The 16,558-nt window shown below is 71.1% G+C and carries 14 protein-coding genes and 1 pseudogene; 3 read left to right on the plus strand and 12 right to left on the minus strand.

Annotation, left to right across the window (positions count from 1 at the left end):
* The first annotated feature begins 149 nt into the window (after positions 1-149).
* Positions 150-1,235, plus strand: a complete 1,086-nt coding sequence (locus D7X74_RS28010; protein ID WP_120536066.1) for a DUF4388 domain-containing protein — start codon at positions 150-152, stop codon at positions 1,233-1,235.
* Between the two features lie 12 nt (positions 1,236-1,247).
* On the opposite strand, the gene D7X74_RS28015 is transcribed toward D7X74_RS28010, so the two are convergent.
* From D7X74_RS28015 to ribD, 10 genes are all read right to left on the minus strand, one after another.
* On the minus strand, positions 1,248-3,404 hold the full coding sequence (locus D7X74_RS28015; RefSeq protein WP_120536067.1) for an ABC transporter ATP-binding protein: 2,157 nt from the start codon (positions 3,402-3,404) through the stop codon (positions 1,248-1,250).
* On the minus strand, positions 3,401-6,235 hold the full coding sequence (locus tag D7X74_RS28020) for an ATP-binding cassette domain-containing protein (RefSeq protein ID WP_120536068.1): 2,835 nt from the start codon (positions 6,233-6,235) through the stop codon (positions 3,401-3,403). The genes D7X74_RS28015 and D7X74_RS28020 overlap by 4 nt, the downstream gene beginning before the upstream one ends.
* A complete protein-coding gene (locus tag D7X74_RS28025; RefSeq protein ID WP_120536069.1) occupies positions 6,232-7,383 on the minus strand; it encodes an HlyD family secretion protein in 1,152 nt (383 codons plus the stop codon). The genes D7X74_RS28020 and D7X74_RS28025 overlap by 4 nt, the downstream gene beginning before the upstream one ends.
* Positions 7,384-7,396: 13 nt before the next feature.
* Entirely contained in the window at positions 7,397-9,139 is a 1,743-nt protein-coding gene (locus tag D7X74_RS28030) for a WD40 repeat domain-containing protein (protein WP_120536070.1), read from the minus strand.
* Complete coding sequence (locus D7X74_RS28035; RefSeq protein ID WP_120536071.1) at positions 9,136-11,067, minus strand: WD40 repeat domain-containing protein; 1,932 nt, start codon at positions 11,065-11,067, stop codon at positions 9,136-9,138. Before D7X74_RS28035 ends, D7X74_RS28030 begins: the two co-directional genes overlap by 4 nt.
* A 43-nt stretch (positions 11,068-11,110) precedes the next feature.
* Positions 11,111-11,887 carry an SUMF1/EgtB/PvdO family nonheme iron enzyme gene (locus D7X74_RS28040; RefSeq protein ID WP_120536072.1) on the minus strand — a complete coding sequence of 259 codons (777 nt, stop codon included), beginning with the start codon at positions 11,885-11,887 and terminating at the stop codon, positions 11,111-11,113.
* Between the two features lie 84 nt (positions 11,888-11,971).
* Entirely contained in the window at positions 11,972-12,145 is a 174-nt protein-coding gene (locus D7X74_RS43145) for a hypothetical protein (protein ID WP_158620451.1), read from the minus strand.
* A 159-nt stretch (positions 12,146-12,304) separates the two neighbouring features.
* Positions 12,305-12,934: an NADPH-dependent FMN reductase gene (locus tag D7X74_RS28045; RefSeq protein WP_120536073.1), complete on the minus strand. Its 630-nt coding sequence runs from the start codon at positions 12,932-12,934 to the stop codon at positions 12,305-12,307.
* A gap of 7 nt (positions 12,935-12,941) precedes the next feature.
* A complete protein-coding gene (locus tag D7X74_RS28050; RefSeq protein WP_233595812.1) occupies positions 12,942-13,565 on the minus strand; it encodes a GTP cyclohydrolase II in 624 nt (207 codons plus the stop codon).
* Positions 13,562-14,440: a bifunctional diaminohydroxyphosphoribosylaminopyrimidine deaminase/5-amino-6-(5-phosphoribosylamino)uracil reductase RibD gene (gene ribD, locus D7X74_RS28055; protein WP_120536074.1), complete on the minus strand. Its 879-nt coding sequence runs from the start codon at positions 14,438-14,440 to the stop codon at positions 13,562-13,564. Before ribD ends, D7X74_RS28050 begins: the two co-directional genes overlap by 4 nt.
* A gap of 179 nt (positions 14,441-14,619) precedes the next feature.
* Here ribD and D7X74_RS28060 point away from each other — a divergent pair, with 179 nt between their 5' ends.
* Positions 14,620-15,333: a cytochrome c family protein gene (locus D7X74_RS28060; RefSeq protein ID WP_233602291.1), complete on the plus strand. Its 714-nt coding sequence runs from the start codon at positions 14,620-14,622 to the stop codon at positions 15,331-15,333.
* A 247-nt stretch (positions 15,334-15,580) separates the two neighbouring features.
* Positions 15,581-15,784 carry a hypothetical protein gene (locus D7X74_RS28070; protein WP_120536076.1) on the plus strand — a complete coding sequence of 68 codons (204 nt, stop codon included), beginning with the start codon at positions 15,581-15,583 and terminating at the stop codon, positions 15,782-15,784.
* Here D7X74_RS28070 and D7X74_RS42705 read toward each other — a convergent pair.
* Positions 15,732-15,965, minus strand: a complete 234-nt coding sequence (locus D7X74_RS42705) for a hypothetical protein (protein WP_147446699.1) — start codon at positions 15,963-15,965, stop codon at positions 15,732-15,734. The genes D7X74_RS28070 and D7X74_RS42705 overlap by 53 nt on opposite strands.
* Positions 15,966-16,037: 72 nt before the next feature.
* A pseudogene (locus D7X74_RS28075) lies at positions 16,038-16,558 on the minus strand (GTP-binding protein); the annotation flags it as partial.

The following is a 16,558-nucleotide window of genomic DNA, read 5'->3' on the forward strand; positions in this document are numbered from 1 at the left end:
GGGTGCGGGGGCGTCCTGGAACCAGGACAGCAGGTGGTCGCGGCCCGAAAGCGGGTTCACGGCCGGGTCATTCCGCCCGACGCCCACCCCGTCGATGAACAGGACCGCGACGCGCACGGCTCGGAACTGTATCCTCGAATCCGACACGCATGGCCATCCACGGCGACCTCTTCAGCTACCCGCTTCCCGAATTCCTCCAATGGCTGGACAGCTCCCGCAAGACGGGGACGTTGCAGCTGTCGTGGGAAGCGGGCGAGCGCAAGTTGTTCCTCCTGTCCGGCCAGGTGGGCGCCACCGCGAGCGACGGCTTGCGCGGCCGCGTGGCCCGCCTGCTGTCCCTGCCGAAGCTGGCCCAGGGGCAGCGGGTGCTGGCGGCGTTCGATGAGCTGACGCGCACGCCGGACGTGGACGCGGCCTTCGACGCGCACGGGGTGCAGGCGCGGTGGGTGCGCGACCTGGGCCGCGAGGAGCTGTTCGCGGCGATGACGGACCTGACCATCGCGGGTCGGGGCACGTTCCACTGGACGGAGGACGCGGACCGCACCGGTGAGGACTGGGTGCCGTCCGACATGAGCATCCGCGAGCTGCTCTTTGAATCCCTGCGCTGGGTGGACGAACAGGCGGACGTGGACAAGGCGCTGCCCATCGACGCGATGAGCGTGCGCGCGCTGTCGCCGCCCAGCCCCAGCCAGCCGCTGATGCACCGGATCATCCTGGGCATGACGACGACGCCGCAGAACCTGGGCCGGCTGCGGCTGTCCATGGGCGTGTCGCGCTCGTCGGTGACGCGGCGGGTGCACGAGCTGCTGCGCGCGAAGCTGGTGGAGGTGGACGGCGCGCCGCAGGTGGAAGCGGATCCGGTGGCGGAGATGCTGGAGAAGGGCGCGGTGCTGATGCGCGAGGGCCAGTACGACGCGGCCGGCATCGTGTGCGGTCTGCTCCTGGCCAGCGACCCCGCGGACCGGCGCGTGCGCGAGTTCGCGCGCCTGGTGCAGCGTGAACACGTGGCCGCGCTCTATTCGGAGATGCCACCGCTCGTGGTGCCGCAGCTGGTCCAGGCGCCCCAGGCGATGGTGATGCTCAAGCCGGAGGAGCGGCAGATCGCCGGGCTGATCAGCGGCACGTGGGACGTGTCCACGCTGGTGCTGGCCAGCCCCGCGCGCGAGCTGGAGACGCTCAAGACGCTGGCGAAGCTGCACCGCATGGGCTTGCTGAACCTCACGCTGCCGCGCTGAGCGCGGCGCGCGTCAGGGATGCGCGATGAGCATCAGGGTCCGGGCCCGCGCGTCCACGCAGGCCATGACCTTGCCGAGCGTGTCCGGATCCAACGCCGCGAAGCTCTCATCCAGGATGATGACGTCCGCGTCCTGGAGCAGGGCGCGGGCCAGGAACACGCGGCTCTTCTCGCCGTGGGACAACTGCCAGCCCGCGTCGCCCACCATCTCGTTGAGGCCGCCCGGCATGCGCTCCAGCAGCGGGCCCAGGCCCAGCTCCTGGCACACGGTCTCCGCCTCGCGCAGGTCCGCGGGATCCGCTGGCCAGCGGCGCCCCATCAGCAGGTTGAAGCCGAGGCTCGCGGCGAAGATGTGATTCTCGTGAAACTGGGGCACCAGCACGATGCGCTCGCGGAACTCCCGGTCGCCCAGCGTGGCGCGGTCCACGCCCCGCAGCAGCAGCAGCCCGGAGTCCTGCCGGCGCAGGCCCGCGAGCAGCGCCGCGAGCGTCGTCTTCCCGCCGCCGGACGCGCCCTGCAACAGGATGCGGTCCCCCGCGAGGATCTTGAACGAGCAGCCGTCCAGCACCGGCCGCACGCGCGACGGATGGCGGAACACCAGATCCCTCGCCTGCACCACCACCTCGCCCGTGCCGGAGGGCTTGTCCAGGATGATGCCCCCGCGCTCGCCCGTGCTCGTCTGTTCGTTGCGCGCGGCGCGGAACAGCGACGCGATGCTGCGCCACGCGACCACCGCGCTGCCCGCAGTCAGCCCACCCTGACCCAGTTGCTGGAGTGTTCCCCAGCCCAGCAGGAGGCCGCCCACGCTCGTCGCGACGAGGCCCGGTGAGGCGCCCGACACGAGCGCCGGTCCCAGCACCGCCAGCGCCAGCACGAACCACGCGCGCGCCGCGTACACCAGCCACAGGCGCGCCGCGTCCATGGGCCGGGACAGCCGCGCGTAGGACGCGAGCTGCGCGTCTTCGCCCGCGTGCCAGAGCGAGCGGGGCTGCTGCGCCAGCCGCGTGCGCTGTCCGGACAGCTTCTCCACCAGGTCCTGCGTCAGCGACTGCCGGGCGCGCGTCCACCGCTCCCGGGCGCGCAGGTGCCAGCCGCCCAGGGCCACGATGAACACCGCGAAGCCCACGAACAGCCCCACCTGCGCCATGGGCGCGGCCCCCGCCAGGAGCACCAGCGGCACGAGCACCAGGTTGATGATCATCGCGAACGCCTGGAAGCCCGTCTCCAGCGCGAGCATCTCCATGGACTCGCTTTCGAACACCGCCGACAGCAGCGCGCCGCTGCCCTGCTGGCGCACGACGTCCGGATCCATGCGGAACGCGCCGTGGAGCAGGTGCTGCTTGAACTGGCGCCCCAGCAGCAGTCCCAGCAGGGACTGGAGGAACTCGCCCCGGCTCATCAGCGGCACCTGGAGGAGCACGAGCAGGCCCCACGCCACGTGCCAGCCATCCGGCTTGTGCCCGGCGAGCGCGTTCGTGCCCAGGTTCATCCACATCAGCACCGCCACCAGCGCCATCGCCCCGTGCACCGCGAGCAGGGCCCCGAGCTTCGGCAGGATGCGCTCGCGCTTCAGCAGCGTCTTCAGCGACGTGCGGCCCGGCACCGGCCGCAAGAGCCAGCAGTTGGTGAGCGTCAGGTCGGAGCGGAACTCCGCGCGCAGCCGCACCGCCTCCTGACTTCCACGCTCCACCCTCGCGGCCAGCGGCCCCAGGTGCTTCGCGAGCCAGGTGTCGATCTCCTCCTCGAACGCGGCGAAGCGGGCCGCGCGCAGGCTGGGCACCGGCAGGCTCTGCTCGCGCCCGTCTGGCAGGAGCACCGTGAAGTGCTTCGGATCCGTGCGGAGGATGACCAGGAAGCGGTACTCGTCCGCGGTGGGCGCCTTCAGGCGGATGATGGCCGGCGCGCAGCGGGACGCGAGCCCGTCCACATCCTCGTAGCGGCTGCTCACCAACTGCATCTCGACCTGGAGCGCGTCCGCCGCGTACTGGAACCAGCGGTGGATGCCCGCGATGTCGTGCGGCGCCATCTGGCGATCCAACGCCAGCGCTTCACGGGGCTCCGCCACGAAGCCCGTGCGGCGGGCCAGCAGCAGGACCGCGTCGGACAGGCGCTCGAACGGCCACGCCGTCGAGAAGGCCTCCGGGAACTCCTGTGCGGTGAGCGCGGTCATTCGACGAGCCTCCCTCCCTCCAGCCGCCAACGTCGCCAGGCCGGAGCGTCATGCAGCAGTCCCTGCGCCACGGCCTCGCCTTCCAGCAGCGCGCGGTAGCGCGAGCCGGGCACCGACAGCAGCGCTTCGGGTGTCCCTCGCTCGACGACGCGGCCGTCCTCGATGACCACCACCGCGTCGAAGCCCTGCGTCTCGCTCACGTCGTGCGTCACGCACAGCAGGGTGGTGTCCTTCCAGTGCTCGCGCGCCCGGCCCAGCAGCTTGCGGCGCGTGGTGCGGTCCAGGCCCCGGAACGGTTCGTCCAGGAGCGCCAGCCGCATCCCCGGGCGGAGCAGCGCGCGCGCCAGACGCAGCCGCTGTCCCTCGCCGCCGGACAGCCGCAGGCCGTTCTCTCCGGTGCGTGTCTGGAGGCCGCCCTGCATGTGCTGGAGCGCGGTCTCCAGGTCGGCCGACTCCAGCGCTCGCGCCATGTCGCCGCTGCCCACCTGCTCCTGCCCGTAGGTGAGGTTCGCCGCGATGCTCTGGTTCCAGAGCTGCACGGCCGGATCCACCCACGCCGTCCGGGTGCGCAGGTCCTCGATGTCCGACGGCTCCAGCGGCCGGCCATCGAGCTGTACCGTTCCAGACGCCACCGGATACCAACCAAGCAGCACGCCCAGCAGCGTGGACTTGCCCGCGCCGGAGCTGCCCACGATGGCGACGTGCGTGCCGGGGGCGACGTCCAGGTCGATGTCATGGAGCAGTCGGTGGCCGGAGACCTCCACCGACACGCCGTGGAGCGAGATGCCCGCGGCCTGGGACCGGGAGACATCCGTCAGCGGCGCGAGGACCGCGGGCCTCGGTGCGACTTCGGGCGCGCCCAGGGGCTCCATGCAGCGCAGGGCGACGTTGCGGGCCGCCGGGTAGCCCTGGATGACGCCCGCGAGCTGCTGTGCGTGGTCCGGCAGGCCCATGATCCAGTAGGCCACCAGCAGCATTCCGCCGGTGACGCCCTGGGAGCCCAGGTGCAGCGTGAGCAGGGTGATGCACAGCCCCGCGCCCACGGTGGCCTGGACGAAGCGCAGGGACACCATGGTGCGCAGCAACTGGAGGCTGCTGCGCATCCAGCCGGTGAGCAGGATTTCGTGCTCCCGACCCAGCGCCGTCTGCGCCCCGTGCGCGCGCAGCGGCACCGCGCCCACCAGCGAGTCCAGGTAGTAGCGCGACAGGCCGCCCAACTGCGTGCGGGCCCGCATGTCCTGCTCCGTCATCCGCTGGCGGAAGGCGAGCGGCAGCACCACGCTCAGGACGGCGAGGACGACGGTGCCCAGCCACAGCCGCGAGTCCATCATGCCGATGGCCACCACCGTCGCGACGAGCCCCACCAGCGCGCGCGCGCCCGTGAAGGCCAGTGCGGGAAGGCCCCGCACGACGTGCATCATGTGGCTGCGCTCGGCCATGTCGGAGCTGAGCCGGCTTTGCAGGTACAAATCCTGGAGCCGGGGAATCTTCTGGATGAACGCGAGGCGCAGGCGCAGCTCCAGCACCCGCCCCAGCCGCTGCATGCCCGCGTAGACGCCGGCCTCCAGCGCCCCGAGCAACGCCAGGAAGCCCACCACGAGCACGCCCGCGCCCACGCGCTGCATGCCCATGCCCAGGTCCGGCGCCAGGTCGAACAGCCGGCGCAGCAGCACCGTCTGGCAAAGCATTCCCAGCGGCGTCACCAGCGCGCCCACCGTGAGCAGCGCCAACCCCACGCGCGACTCGCCCGCGAGCAGCTTCGCCAGCTCCTGTTCGGGCCGCTCGTCGCGCGTCTCCAGCGCCGCCTGGAGCTCCTTCGGCAGCGCCGTGCCTTCCTCCGCCGTGTGCAGGACGCCGGGCGCCCGGACTTCCGTGGCCAGCCGCGCGCGGACGAGCAGCACGCCCGTGGACGCGACCACCGCGCCCTCGGGTGACTCGCCTTCGACGGACCAGTAGGGGCGGGGCAGCAGGTCGAATCGCTCCTCGAAGGAGGCCTGCACCCGCTCCACCATGGCGCGCACCGTCTGGGCCTCGGAGCCCCGGACGATGCCCGCCTGCTGGAGCGAAGCGCAGAAGCGCACAGCCGCGTCCAGCGCGCCCAGGCCCAGCCAGCCCTCGGAGGCCCGCGCCAGGTCGAGCAGCGCGTCCGCGTCCCGCCGCGACACGCCGAGCGAGCGCAGCCGCGAGTCCAACGGACTCAAGAACGCGGGGCTCTCCGCCCAGGCCCGCCAGTCCTTCGTGGGCACCGTCGCGCGGTACTTCAGCGTGGAGGGCGCGAACTCCGACCAGCGCACCCAGATGCGTCCGGCCGCGGGGTCCATCACCTGCACGTACGGCCCCACGCGGTTCCACAACACGACGAAGTGGTTGCCCAGGTGCGGCCGCTTCACCACCACCAGCGCGGGCAGCGCGCTCGCCGCCGGCAGCGGCACGTGGTCCGTGGGCACCACCGTCTGCCGCGCGTCCAGGCCGAATGCCCCCGCCAGCTCCTCCAGCGTGTCGATGGACGTGCCGTCCACGGACGTGCGGCAGGCCTCGCGCAGGCGCCCGTAGTGCACGGAGATGCCAAAGCCGCCCAGCAGCGCCTTGAGCGCCGCGGGACCGCAGTCCATCTTCGACGACTGGATGACCTCCGGGATGAAGAAGCGCCGCGCGGGCGGCTTCCGGGGACGCGCGACCGGCTCCGCGGACGGAGGCTCCACCGGCGCGGGCGTCCCGGTGCTTCCTCCAACGTGCGCGTCGTCCGGGACATCGTTGGCCCCGCCCTCCACGGGAGGAAAGGCCGCCGGTGGCGGGGGGCGCGGAAGACGCTGGGGATCTCGCACGCTCATGAGGTCGTGCCCAGGGCCTCGGCGAAGCCCCGGAAGAGGAGCGCGAAGGGCGACAACTGCTCGACTTCAATTTCCACGCTGCCACTGAGGCCGTGCTCCAGCGCCACATCGCGCAGGGAGTCGGGGGACGCGCTCAGCTCCACGCGGATGAGCCCCTGCTGGGCTTCCTGCGCCACCTGCGCCACCCGGGCCTCCATGGCGCCGAAGCGCGTCCAAGGGAAGCCATCCAGCCGCAGCCGCGCCTCTTGCCCCGGACGCACGCGGCCCAGCGCGGTGGGCGCGGGCAGGTACGCGATGATCTGCAGGGCGCGCTCGGGCACGAGCATCGCGAGCTGCTGGCCCGCCGTCAGGTTCATGCCCGGATGCAGCGGCATCACGCTGCCGATGGTGCCATCCGTCGGCGCGGTGATGATCCGCTTGTCCACCTCCGCGCGGAGCCGGGGAAGGGAAGCCTCCACGGCCTGCTGCTCGCCAGTGAGCCGGCTCAGTTGGATCTCCAGCGCCGCGATGCTCGCGAGCCGGTCCTTCTGGCCCACGCGCAGCTCCGCCGAGCGGCGCTCCTGCGAGAAGCGCAGCACCGTGCTGGACGCCGCGTGACGGGTCGCCTCGCTCACGGCGGCCTCGTACTCCGCCTCCGAGACGTAGGACGAGCGCAGCAGCCCTTCGGTCCGCGACGCCTCACGTCGGGCCTGTTCCGCGACGACGGCCGCCTGCTGCTCCTGCGCCGTCGCCTCTCCGAGCGTGGCCTTGGTGAGCTGGAGGTAGCCCTCCAGTCCCTCGCGCTCCGCGTCCCGCTGCTTGCGAAGCGCGGCGGCTTCCGACTCCAGCGCCGCCTGCCGTGCAAGCTGCTCGCGCAGCACCGATTCCTGCTCCCCCGACTCCAGGCGGACCAGCACCTCGCCCGCCCGCACCTTCTGGCCCAGGCGCAGCGAGGACTGGGACACGCGGCCCGCGATGGTCGGCTCCACCGGGAACGCCGCACCCTCGACTTCCAGCCGTGACGTGGTGCTGCTCACGTACACGGAGACCCGGCCCAGGCCGAGCCACGCCCCCCAGGCCACCAGGAACACCAGCACCGTGGCGATGACCGGTGTGCTCCGGCGGCCTTCGTCCAACGAGGCCAGTGAGTCTCGGAAGTCGTAGGACATGGGGGGCTTTCGACTACGCCGCCAGGGCCTGGGTCGGGAACGGATCCACGCTCGCGCGGAACACGCGGCGCGGGGCCGCGTCCCGGGACACCTCGTAGACGCAGCCGTCGTAGGCGCTCGCCAGGAACTGTCCGGGCCGGCTTCCCCGCGACACGGTGGAGATGCCGAAGTCGGTGAGCCGCTCCGTCTTCAGCCACTCGCCGCGCGCCGCGTCGAACAGCGCCACCGTCCCGTCATACGCCGCCGTGGCCAGCAGCATCGTCTGGGGGCAGCTCGCCACGCAGCGCACGGAGCGGCCGTGCGGAGTGGGGAAGACGCTCGGCTGTCCCTGGCGCCAGACGCGCAGCATCAGGTCGCGGCCCACGGAGGCGAATCTCCCGTCTGGCAGCGCGGCGGCGCCGTTGGTGATGCGCTCGTGCGCGTTCGCCGTGCGCGTCACCTCCAGCGTGGACAGCGAGATGTGCGCCACGGTGCGGTCCGCGCAGGTGGCGAACAGCGTGCCCCCGTGCACCGCGAGCCCCTTGATGGCGGCGCGGAACACCGACAGCCGCTCGCGCAGCACCATCCGTCCCTCCGCCCGCGCCAGCAGCCACGCGTCGCCGGAGTACGTCCCCATCACCACCAGGGACTCGCCCCCGCGTTGCACCTCCACCGCGCAGTTGATGGGCGAGGGCTGTTCGAACAGCACCTGGCCGGTGAGCGCGTCGAAGAGGGTGCCCGTCTGCCCGCCGGTGAGCAGCTGGCCCTGGAAGGACAAGAGGAAGTTGCAGAGGCTGTCGATGCGCCGCACCGCCACGCCGTCGCGGTACAGCACGCCCGCGTCGCCAATGGCCATGATGGCGCCCGCGTGCACGCCCACCGCGTTGAGCCCCGGCGTGTCGCCCACGCGGGACAAGTCCCACCGCCGCGAGCCGATGTCGAACGTCGCGTAGCTGGAGCCGAACGTGCCCACGATGACGCGGTCGCGCGAGTCCAGCGCGCACGTGCGCAGCCACACCTCGCGCGGCGGCCGCGTCTCCGCCTCCAGCGTGAGCGAACCATCCGGCGCAGTGCGGAACGTGCGCAGGAAGCCGTCGTAGCCGGTGCTCGCGAGCCGCGACTCGCGCCCGCTGTACGCCAGGCATTTGATGCCCAGCGCGTGCGCCTGGTGCGTGCGCACCTGCCCGTCCTTGAGGATGAGGATCTCCCCGGCGTCGTTGCCGGCGTAGAGGACGCCCTCGGGCCCCATCGCGATGGTGTCCAGCTGCACGTCGCCGAACGACACCTGCTGGAGCAGCTCTCCCGTCTCCACGTCCCAGCGGCGGATGTCCGCGTCGTCGCTGGTGGACCACAGCTCGCGGCCGTCCGGGGAGAACTCCACGAAGACAGCGTCCGCCGCGTGGCCTTCCAGCAGGTGCACGCGCTGTCCCGTCAGGTCGAACACGCGGATGGCGTAGTCGCGCGACGCGGTGGCGAAGCGATCCCCCCGGGGGGAGAACGCGACGCGCTCGATGTCGTCCGAGTGGCGCATCACCGCGAGCAGCCCCAGGTCCGGCACGCTCCAGAGGCGCACCGTGTGGTCGCTGCTGCCCGACAAGAGGAAGCGGCCGTCCGGGCTGAAGGTGCAGTGGTTGGCCAGGTGGTCGTGCCGGGCCCGGGCCACCGCCGTCTGCGTGCGGGCGTCCCAGAGGATGAGCTGGCTGTCGTAGCCGGCCGTCGCGACGTAGCGGTCGTCCAGGCAGGCCACGCCGCTGATGGGGGAGCGATGGTTGATCACGGGACGTACACCCCGGCGTCATCGTGGATGGCGGCGGACAGCGGCGCGTCCACCTGCCCCATGGAATGCAGCCGTCCGTCGTGGGCCCAGTACCTGCGCAGCACGCCGGTGCGCCCGAAGACGACGAACTCGTTCGGATGCGCGCCCTCCGCGCGGTTCGCGGGCATCCACAGCAGGCCCTTGGGGTAGTCCAGGTCGAAGCCCGTCACCGACAGCTCCTGGAACGTCTTGAAGTCGAAGAGGTGGATGCGCCGCGCGTAGGTGCACAGCGCCAGGAACCGCCCCGAGTCATCCCAGGCGAAGTCCTCGATGGTGTTGCCCAGGTGGGGGATGACCTGCGCCATGGCCCCCGTGGCCACGTTCAGTTCGTACAGCTCCGCGCCCCGGCCCACGAGCAGCCGGTCCGCGTCGCGCCACAGCATCCGCTTGGGCGCCCAGGTGCCCTCCACCGCGAGCAGGGGGCTCAGCGTGGTGGCATCCAGCAGGCGCAGCAGGCCCTGGCGCTCGCACACGGCCAGCACCTTGCGCGTGGGGTTGTGGGCCAGCGCCCAGATGGGCTCCTCGCCGGTCTGGACCTCCGCCTTCACCTGACCCGACTCCAGGTCGATGCGGAAGGCGCGCGAGTCCTCCGAGATGGCGAACAGGTCGAAGCCTTCCTGCGACACGGCGATGTCGCGCAGGGGCGCGGCCAGCTTCGTCACCGGGCGGGTGATGCCGTTGCGGACACTGAGGATGTGGCCGTCCGAGCGGCCCTGCACCAGCGCCTGCGTCGGGGGGTGGAACACCATGCGCTTGGCGTAGGAGCCCCGCGACGCGGCGACCGTCTCCCAGCGGGTGGAGACCTTCGTCTCCATCGTGCCGGGGTTCGCGCCGTCCACGTGGACGTGGAGCATCTCCGGCCCCTCGCCCGCGAACGCCAGGTCGTGCGTGCCCACCCGGACGCCGGTCCACAGGGCGTTGGGCGTCTCCTTGATGACGGCGGTGGGGCGCTTGCCGGACAGGCTCGCCTTGTAGAAGGCGCCGTTGCGGCACTGCACCAGCACGAGGTCGGGGTCGCGCTCCAGGTGGTGCAGCCAGCGCAGCTTGAACGGCGTCTGGAGCACCACGCCCTTGGACGCGCACGTCTCAGGGTCGATCTCCACGAGCGTGCGGTCGAACCCGCTCGCGAGCACGCGGCCGGACGCGCGGTTGATGGAGATCTGCTCCAGGTGGTCGCGCACCACCGGGGGGCCCACGAAGGGCTCCTGCTTGCCGCTGGCGTCGAACCGGATGACCCGGCGCGTGTCGCTGGCCAGCAGGTACATGGAGCCGCCCAGGTGCTCCGCGCAGTGGATGGTGCGCCGGTCATAGCGGTAGCGCAGCACCGGCTCCTTGGGCTTCTTCGGATCCACGACGGCCACGTGGCCGCCAAAGGTGGACGCGAAGATGTTCCCGGAGTCCGGCAGGTAGCGGACGTAGTCGATGTCGTACGCGATGCCGTCCGGGTCCTGGAAGTAGCCCGCGGCCCACAGCGGATCGTGGCGCGTGTCGTCGAAGGCGATCTCCGTGAGCGCGCCGTCCGCGTTGTGGGTGATGAGCTTGCGCTCCGTGGGATGGAACGCCAGCGGGCACGACAGGGGCAGGGTGGCGACGAACTCGTAGCCCTCCGAGCGGATGTCACGCAGGTGGATGTCCTGGAGCTTGCGCAGCTTGCGCGGGTCGCTTCGGTCCCAGATGGACACCGTGTAGTCGATGCCCAGCGTCGCCAGGTACGGCAGCGTCGGGTGCACCGCGATGGACTCGATGGAGGCGGCGTGCGCGACCAGGTCCGTGTGGATGGCGAAGTCATCCACGCTCACGGACATGAGGTGGCCACCGATGGTCGCCGCGAACATGAACTGTTCGGTCGGTTCCACGGCGAAAGCAGACGATTTGCGGAGGGAGTTCATGAGGGTTCTCCAGAAGCCGCGGCTCACGCCGGGCCAGCGGGGCTCACAGCGCGAGTCTGAAGCCAAACAAGTTGAAGTTCGGGTGGGGGCCGTGCCGGCGCGCGCAGCGGGCCAGGTCCCCGCCACACTCCGCGGAGCCGCCCCGGAGCACCGGATAGACGGGCCCCAGCGCTTCGGTCAGGTTGTCTTCGATGAAAGGGCCGCCCGGGTAGGGCGCGTAGTCCGTGGAGGTCCACTCCTCCACGTTGCCGGCCATGTCACAGACGCCATACGCGGTCGGATGGGCGGCGTAGCGCGTGACGCTCGTGGTGCCGCCCAGGCCCGCCTCGCGCGTGTTGCACAGGCGCGCGTCGAACGTGTCGCCAAACGGGTAGTCCCAGTGCTCGGGGCCGCGAGCCGCGTACTCCCATTCGGCTTCCGTCGGCAGCCGCCAGGCCTGTCCCGTGCGCTGACGGGCCCACGCCAGGTACCGCGCGATGTCCGTGGCCGTCACGCCCCACACGGGGTGATCCTCCGGCAGCCGCTGGCGGATGGAGGTCGCGGGAGGATTGCCGGTCTCCGCGAGGAAGACGCGGTACTGCTGGTTCGTCACGGGGAAGCGCGCCAATTGGAACGCCGCGATCTCCTCCGGGTGCAACGGCATCTCCTTGCGCAGCCATGAGCCGAAGGTGGCGCGGTACTCCGGCTTGATCAGCGCGGAGCTCCACCGCCGCGACGCCCGCTCCACTTCCTCCTCGGTGGAACCCATCAGGAAGGTTCCGGCGGGGATGGGCATGAGCTCAACGGGCTCGAGCGCGGGACGGGCGAGGGCCAGGGGCATGGGAGGAGGGCAGGTGGGAAGAAGTCAGAAGAAAGAACGGCAGTGGGGCGAAGCACGTCTCGCCCCACCGCCGGAGGACAACGACTAGGCCGGGGCCGCGATGATGATCGGGGGGCGAACGATGATCGGACCCGTGATGATCGGGCCGGGGTTGGTGATGATCGGACCCGTGGGGAAGGTGAAGGCGCCGGCCTTCACGCCACTCTTGACCTGCACGGGGAAGGCAGCGGGAGCGCTCATCGAGTTCTGGGTGTTCATGGGGTTGTTTCCTTGGTGTGGGGTTGTCCCCACCACGCACGCGTGGCGGGTCCTCGGCGGATGGGATGCAAAGACTTCCCTCCTCCGAAGCTTGTGTCGCTGACCGGATGTGTGGGGTTGATGCGGACGGCCTTCGCGTTCGAGGGCGAAGGGGCCGTGTCACATCCCGTAGCGGAATCTCTTCTCGAACATGCCGGGCCGTGCTCTCAGCGGCTTCATCGCCCGGGCGTACTCAATCAATACGTTCGACGCGTAAAACATTCGCTCGCGCAAATACAAATCTTCATCATTTCCCGGCGCGGCCCCGTCGTTGAGGACCTGCGAGACATTGCGCACGATGACGTGCTCCGGGATGAAGCACAGGTGCGAATTCTTGCCGCTGCTCATGCGCAGCTCGGCCACCGGATAGCTGCCGCCCATGCCTGACGACACGGAGATGATGAGGACGGGCCGGTGCCGCACGCAGCCCTCGCTGCACAGGAGCAGGAAGTTCTTCATCGCGGGCGTGGCCATGCCGCCCCACTCGGGGGTGACCAGCACCAGGCCGTCCGCGTCCGTCAATTCACGGGCCACGGGGCCCCACGTCGTCTGCCAGGACTCGGCGTTGTTCCAGACGCCCTCATCCCAGAGCGGCAGCGGCGTTTCGGTCAGGTCCAGGTAGAAGGATTCCCGGCCCGGACCGCCCTGGAGGAATTGATTCTGGGCGAAGCGCCCCACCTTGGCGGATTGCGACGGCGTGCGATGGCTGCCAATGACAAACGCCAGCTTCAGTCGGTCCTGGGTCATCATGGGCGGGCTAGAGCAGGTGGCCGGACTTGACGCGTTTGGTTTCAAGGTAGCGGACGTTCTCCGGGCGGGTCGGCCCGAGGAGCGCCACGCGGCGGTCCACTTCGATGCCGTGCGCTTCCAGCCCGGCGATCTTCCGGGGGTTGTTCGTGTACAGCGACACCCGCTGGATGCGCAGCGCGGCCAGCATGCCCGCGGCGATGTCATACGTGCGCAGGTCGTCGTCGAAGCCCAGGTGCAGGTTGGCCTGGACGGTGTCCAGCCCCCGGTCCTGCGCCTGATACGCCTGGAGCTTGTTGGCGATGCCGATGCCCCGGCCCTCCTGGCGCAGGTAGAGCAGGACGCCGTTGTCTACCCCGGCCAGCGCCTCCAGGGACTGCTCCAACTGGTCGCGGCAATCACAGCGCAGCGAGCCCAGGGCGTCGCCGGTGAGGCATTCGGAATGCAGCCGCGTGGGCACGGGGGCCGGACCGTCAAGCTGGCCCCGGATGAGCGCGATGTCTTCAATCTGCGCGCCGGACGCGTGACGGAAGGAGACGGCGGTGAAGGTGCCGGCGCGGGTGGGGAGCTGGGCCCGGGCCAGGACGAGCAGGGTGGGGTGGCGGAGCAGCGGGACGGCGGTGGACGGCATCATGTCCCCACCTTCCGGTCCAACTGTCGCTCCAGGTGTCCATCCACGAGGCCCGCGTCGCACAGGTCCTGCTCCAGCGCTTCGTCCGCGTCCACGAAGAGCGTCACCACGCCGTAGCGGGGAAGCTCGCGCAGGGCCAGGCGCAGCGGCAGGGGCGTGCCGTCCTGATAGGGCAGCGGCACCACGGTGATGGCGGCGGAGCCCGCGGCGAGCATGTATTCGGCGTGCCGGGCCTCCGGGCAGAACACCAGCATCCGGTCCGGGGTGGACGCGTACCGGCGTGCCACGCGGCGCAGCAGCTCCACGCCGGGCGACGCGACGACGGTCAGCGGCGCGCAAGGCAGCAGGGCCGCGTCCAGCTCCGCGGCGCCGACCCACAGGGCATCCATCTCCAGGGGAAGGACGCGCGAGCCCGTGCCAGTGGACAGCAACACATAGGGATGGCCCGTGGTCTGGACCTTGGCCCAGGGCGCGACGAGCTCCTGGGCGCTGGCGGCCATCACATGGGTGATGACCTCCACGCCCGCGGCCCGCAGGCGGTCGATGCCGCCGCCCCGGACGTGGGGATTCGGGTCGACGGCGCCCACGACGACGCGCGTGATGCCAGCCTGGAGGATGGCCTCCGTGCAAGGGCCGGTTCGACCGTGGTGGTTGCACGGCTCCAGCGTGACGTAGAGGGTCGTGCCGCGCGTATCGCCTTGCGCGTTGGCGATGGCATTCACTTCCGCGTGCGCGGTGCCCGCCTTCTCATGGTGGCCACCGGAGATCAGCCTTCCGGCTCGCGTCAGCACCGCACCCACGTGCGGGTTCGGTGCGGGACGGCCGCGCCGCCCCCACTCGATCGCGCGCAGCATCCAGTCTTCGTCCGATGGTTGCATCCCATGGCCCCAATGAACGGTTTCACTCCGCGGACCGGAGCGCCCCTGTTGTTCACTTCCGATGGGTATACGGACGCGTATTTCTTTATTCTCGGCGGTATTTCCGCCCCGATTTTCTGCGATGTCTGACTTCTCAGGCCGCGAGAAAAACAAACCGACGCCTGGATTGAGGTGCTTCCGTGCTCACGCTCCTGCTCACCTGCTCCTTGATGGCGGCGGCTCCCGGCGCTCGTTTCCCTCAAGGGACGGCGCGGATGGAGCCGGGGCCCGCGCCGCACGGGCTGCCCGACTGGGGCGTCCAGCGCTGTGAGGAATGCCACGCGGAACAGGTGACGCAGTGGCGCGCCAGCGGGCATGCGACGGCGCGGACCGATGACGTGTTCCAGGTGGCCATCACCGAGGACCGTCCCGCGTGGTGCGTGCAGTGCCACGCGCCGTTCGCGCGCGACCTGGAGCGAGGAGCCCTGCCGCCCGACAGTCCCGCCGAGGAGCGCGGCGTCACCTGTGCCGGCTGTCACGCGCCGCTCGGTAAAGCGAAGGGCTCGGGCGACGCGAAGGGCTCGGGCGACGCGAAGGGCGCGCAGGCCATGCCGTGCGCGGGCTGTCACCAGTTCGGCTTTCCGGTGCTGGACAGCGGAGGACATCGGCAGCGGCTGTCCGCCACGCAGTCGCAGCAGGACACGGTGGGCGAGTGGACTCGGTGGCGTGAACAGTCGGGTGACACGCGTCACTGCACGGCCTGCCACATGCCGCGCGGGGACCACGGCCTGGGTGGCACGCGCCGCACGGACTCGCTCAAGGCAGCGCTGGGGGTGGAGCAGGTGCGCGGGGCGCTGCTGCCGTCGCTGCGCGACGTGGGCCATGCGTTCCCCACCGGCGGAAGGCCTGCGTGAAGCAATGCGTGCGGCACCGCAAGGATGAACCCCTGCCGGCCGGCAAGACGTACGACTGCGACTGCGAGGCCGAGTGCACCGGTTGCTACGAGGATCCGGCGATGAGCTCCCAGGCCAATGTGATCAAGCACCAGTCGGAAGGCGGTGAGTTCATCCAGGGCCCCTGGCGAATCCCACGGCCTTCCTGCGCGGCAAGGCCGATGAGTCCGGCCCCCGCGAATCCTGGCTGACCTTCCGCCAGACGCTGGTGCGCTACGCGAGGGACAAGGCGGACGTCGCGCTCCTGCACGTGCACGGCGAGCAGATGATCGAGGAGGACGAACCCCTCCGGATCCACGTGCTCGAGTGGACGGAGTCCGGAGGCAAGGCGCGCCTCGCGTCCATCACCAGCTTCCTCGTCAACAGCGCCTCCCTCCGCGTGGTGCGCTACCGCCCCGTGAGCCGGACGTAGCGTCGCGGGCCAGCAACGCGCGCGCCTCCGGGGCCATGGCTTCGACATCCTCGGGCCAGAAGCGCAGGGCCAGGCCGGCCTCGTAGAGCCACACCACGGTGCCCCGGGGGATTCGCTCCTCCGCGAACAAGTCCAACCCGTGGAGCAGCGACGGCTTCAACGACGTCTTCACACGCAACATGCAGGGGCATCCTCCGGAACTCCCCGGTGGAAGCCATGCCCCTGAGATGTGGGGGCGGCGGCCCTGCCTGAATCACCCGGCGGTCGGAAGCCCCACGGCGTTCAGTCGCACGAAGACCTGCATCAGGACGTAGAGGGAGAAGGCGGCGTCGTCCACGCGCAGGTGCGGCATGGTGGACAGCCCCTGAAGGCGCAGCAGGTCCGCGCCGTCCACGTGGAGCAGGAAGGCCTGCTGGGCCAGGGTGCCCTCACCGGCGAAGGCCATGGCGCGCCGGACGGCGTCCGTGCACGCGGTGACGCAGGTGGTGTAGTCCCCGGCGCTGAAGGCGGCCTCGGCGGCCCGGGCGTGGTCGAAGAGGTCCCCGGGCGCCAGCGCGCTCGTGGGGCCCAGTAGCCGGGGGCCGGCGTTCGCCGCGATGATGGGCGCGGGCTCCACGCGCGGCGGGGCGGGCGCGGTCAGCGTCCGGGGCACGGGCGTGGGCGCGATGGCGGCCGCCGTGGGGCCCTGCGTCGGGGGCACCTGCGGCGGCGCGGACGGCTGCTGGCGGTGGGTCAGGTGCTGCGCGAGCTGCGCCTCCAGGCCCGCGGGCGCGG

The sequence above is a fragment of the Corallococcus sp. CA047B genome (assembly GCF_003612065.1).
Taxonomy (GTDB): Bacteria; Myxococcota; Myxococcia; order Myxococcales; family Myxococcaceae; genus Corallococcus; species Corallococcus praedator.

Coding starts and splice junctions, on each gene's coding strand:
- D7X74_RS28045 (WP_120536073.1), bottom strand. CDS start 12,934: ATGATGACCCAGGACCGACTGAAGCTGGCGTTTGTCATTGGCAGCCAT.
- D7X74_RS28010 (WP_120536066.1), top strand. CDS start 150: ATGGCCATCCACGGCGACCTCTTCAGCTACCCGCTTCCCGAATTCCTC.
- D7X74_RS28040 (WP_120536072.1), bottom strand. CDS start 11,887: ATGCCCCTGGCCCTCGCCCGTCCCGCGCTCGAGCCCGTTGAGCTCATG.
- D7X74_RS28035 (WP_120536071.1), bottom strand. CDS start 11,067: ATGAACTCCCTCCGCAAATCGTCTGCTTTCGCCGTGGAACCGACCGAA.
- D7X74_RS28025 (WP_120536069.1), bottom strand. CDS start 7,383: ATGTCCTACGACTTCCGAGACTCACTGGCCTCGTTGGACGAAGGCCGC.
- D7X74_RS28020 (WP_120536068.1), bottom strand. CDS start 6,235: ATGAGCGTGCGAGATCCCCAGCGTCTTCCGCGCCCCCCGCCACCGGCG.
- D7X74_RS28015 (WP_120536067.1), bottom strand. CDS start 3,404: ATGACCGCGCTCACCGCACAGGAGTTCCCGGAGGCCTTCTCGACGGCG.
- D7X74_RS43145 (WP_158620451.1), bottom strand. CDS start 12,145: ATGAACACCCAGAACTCGATGAGCGCTCCCGCTGCCTTCCCCGTGCAG.
- ribD (WP_120536074.1), bottom strand. CDS start 14,440: ATGCAACCATCGGACGAAGACTGGATGCTGCGCGCGATCGAGTGGGGG.
- D7X74_RS28050 (WP_233595812.1), bottom strand. CDS start 13,565: ATGATGCCGTCCACCGCCGTCCCGCTGCTCCGCCACCCCACCCTGCTC.
- D7X74_RS42705 (WP_147446699.1), bottom strand. CDS start 15,965: ATGTTGCGTGTGAAGACGTCGTTGAAGCCGTCGCTGCTCCACGGGTTG.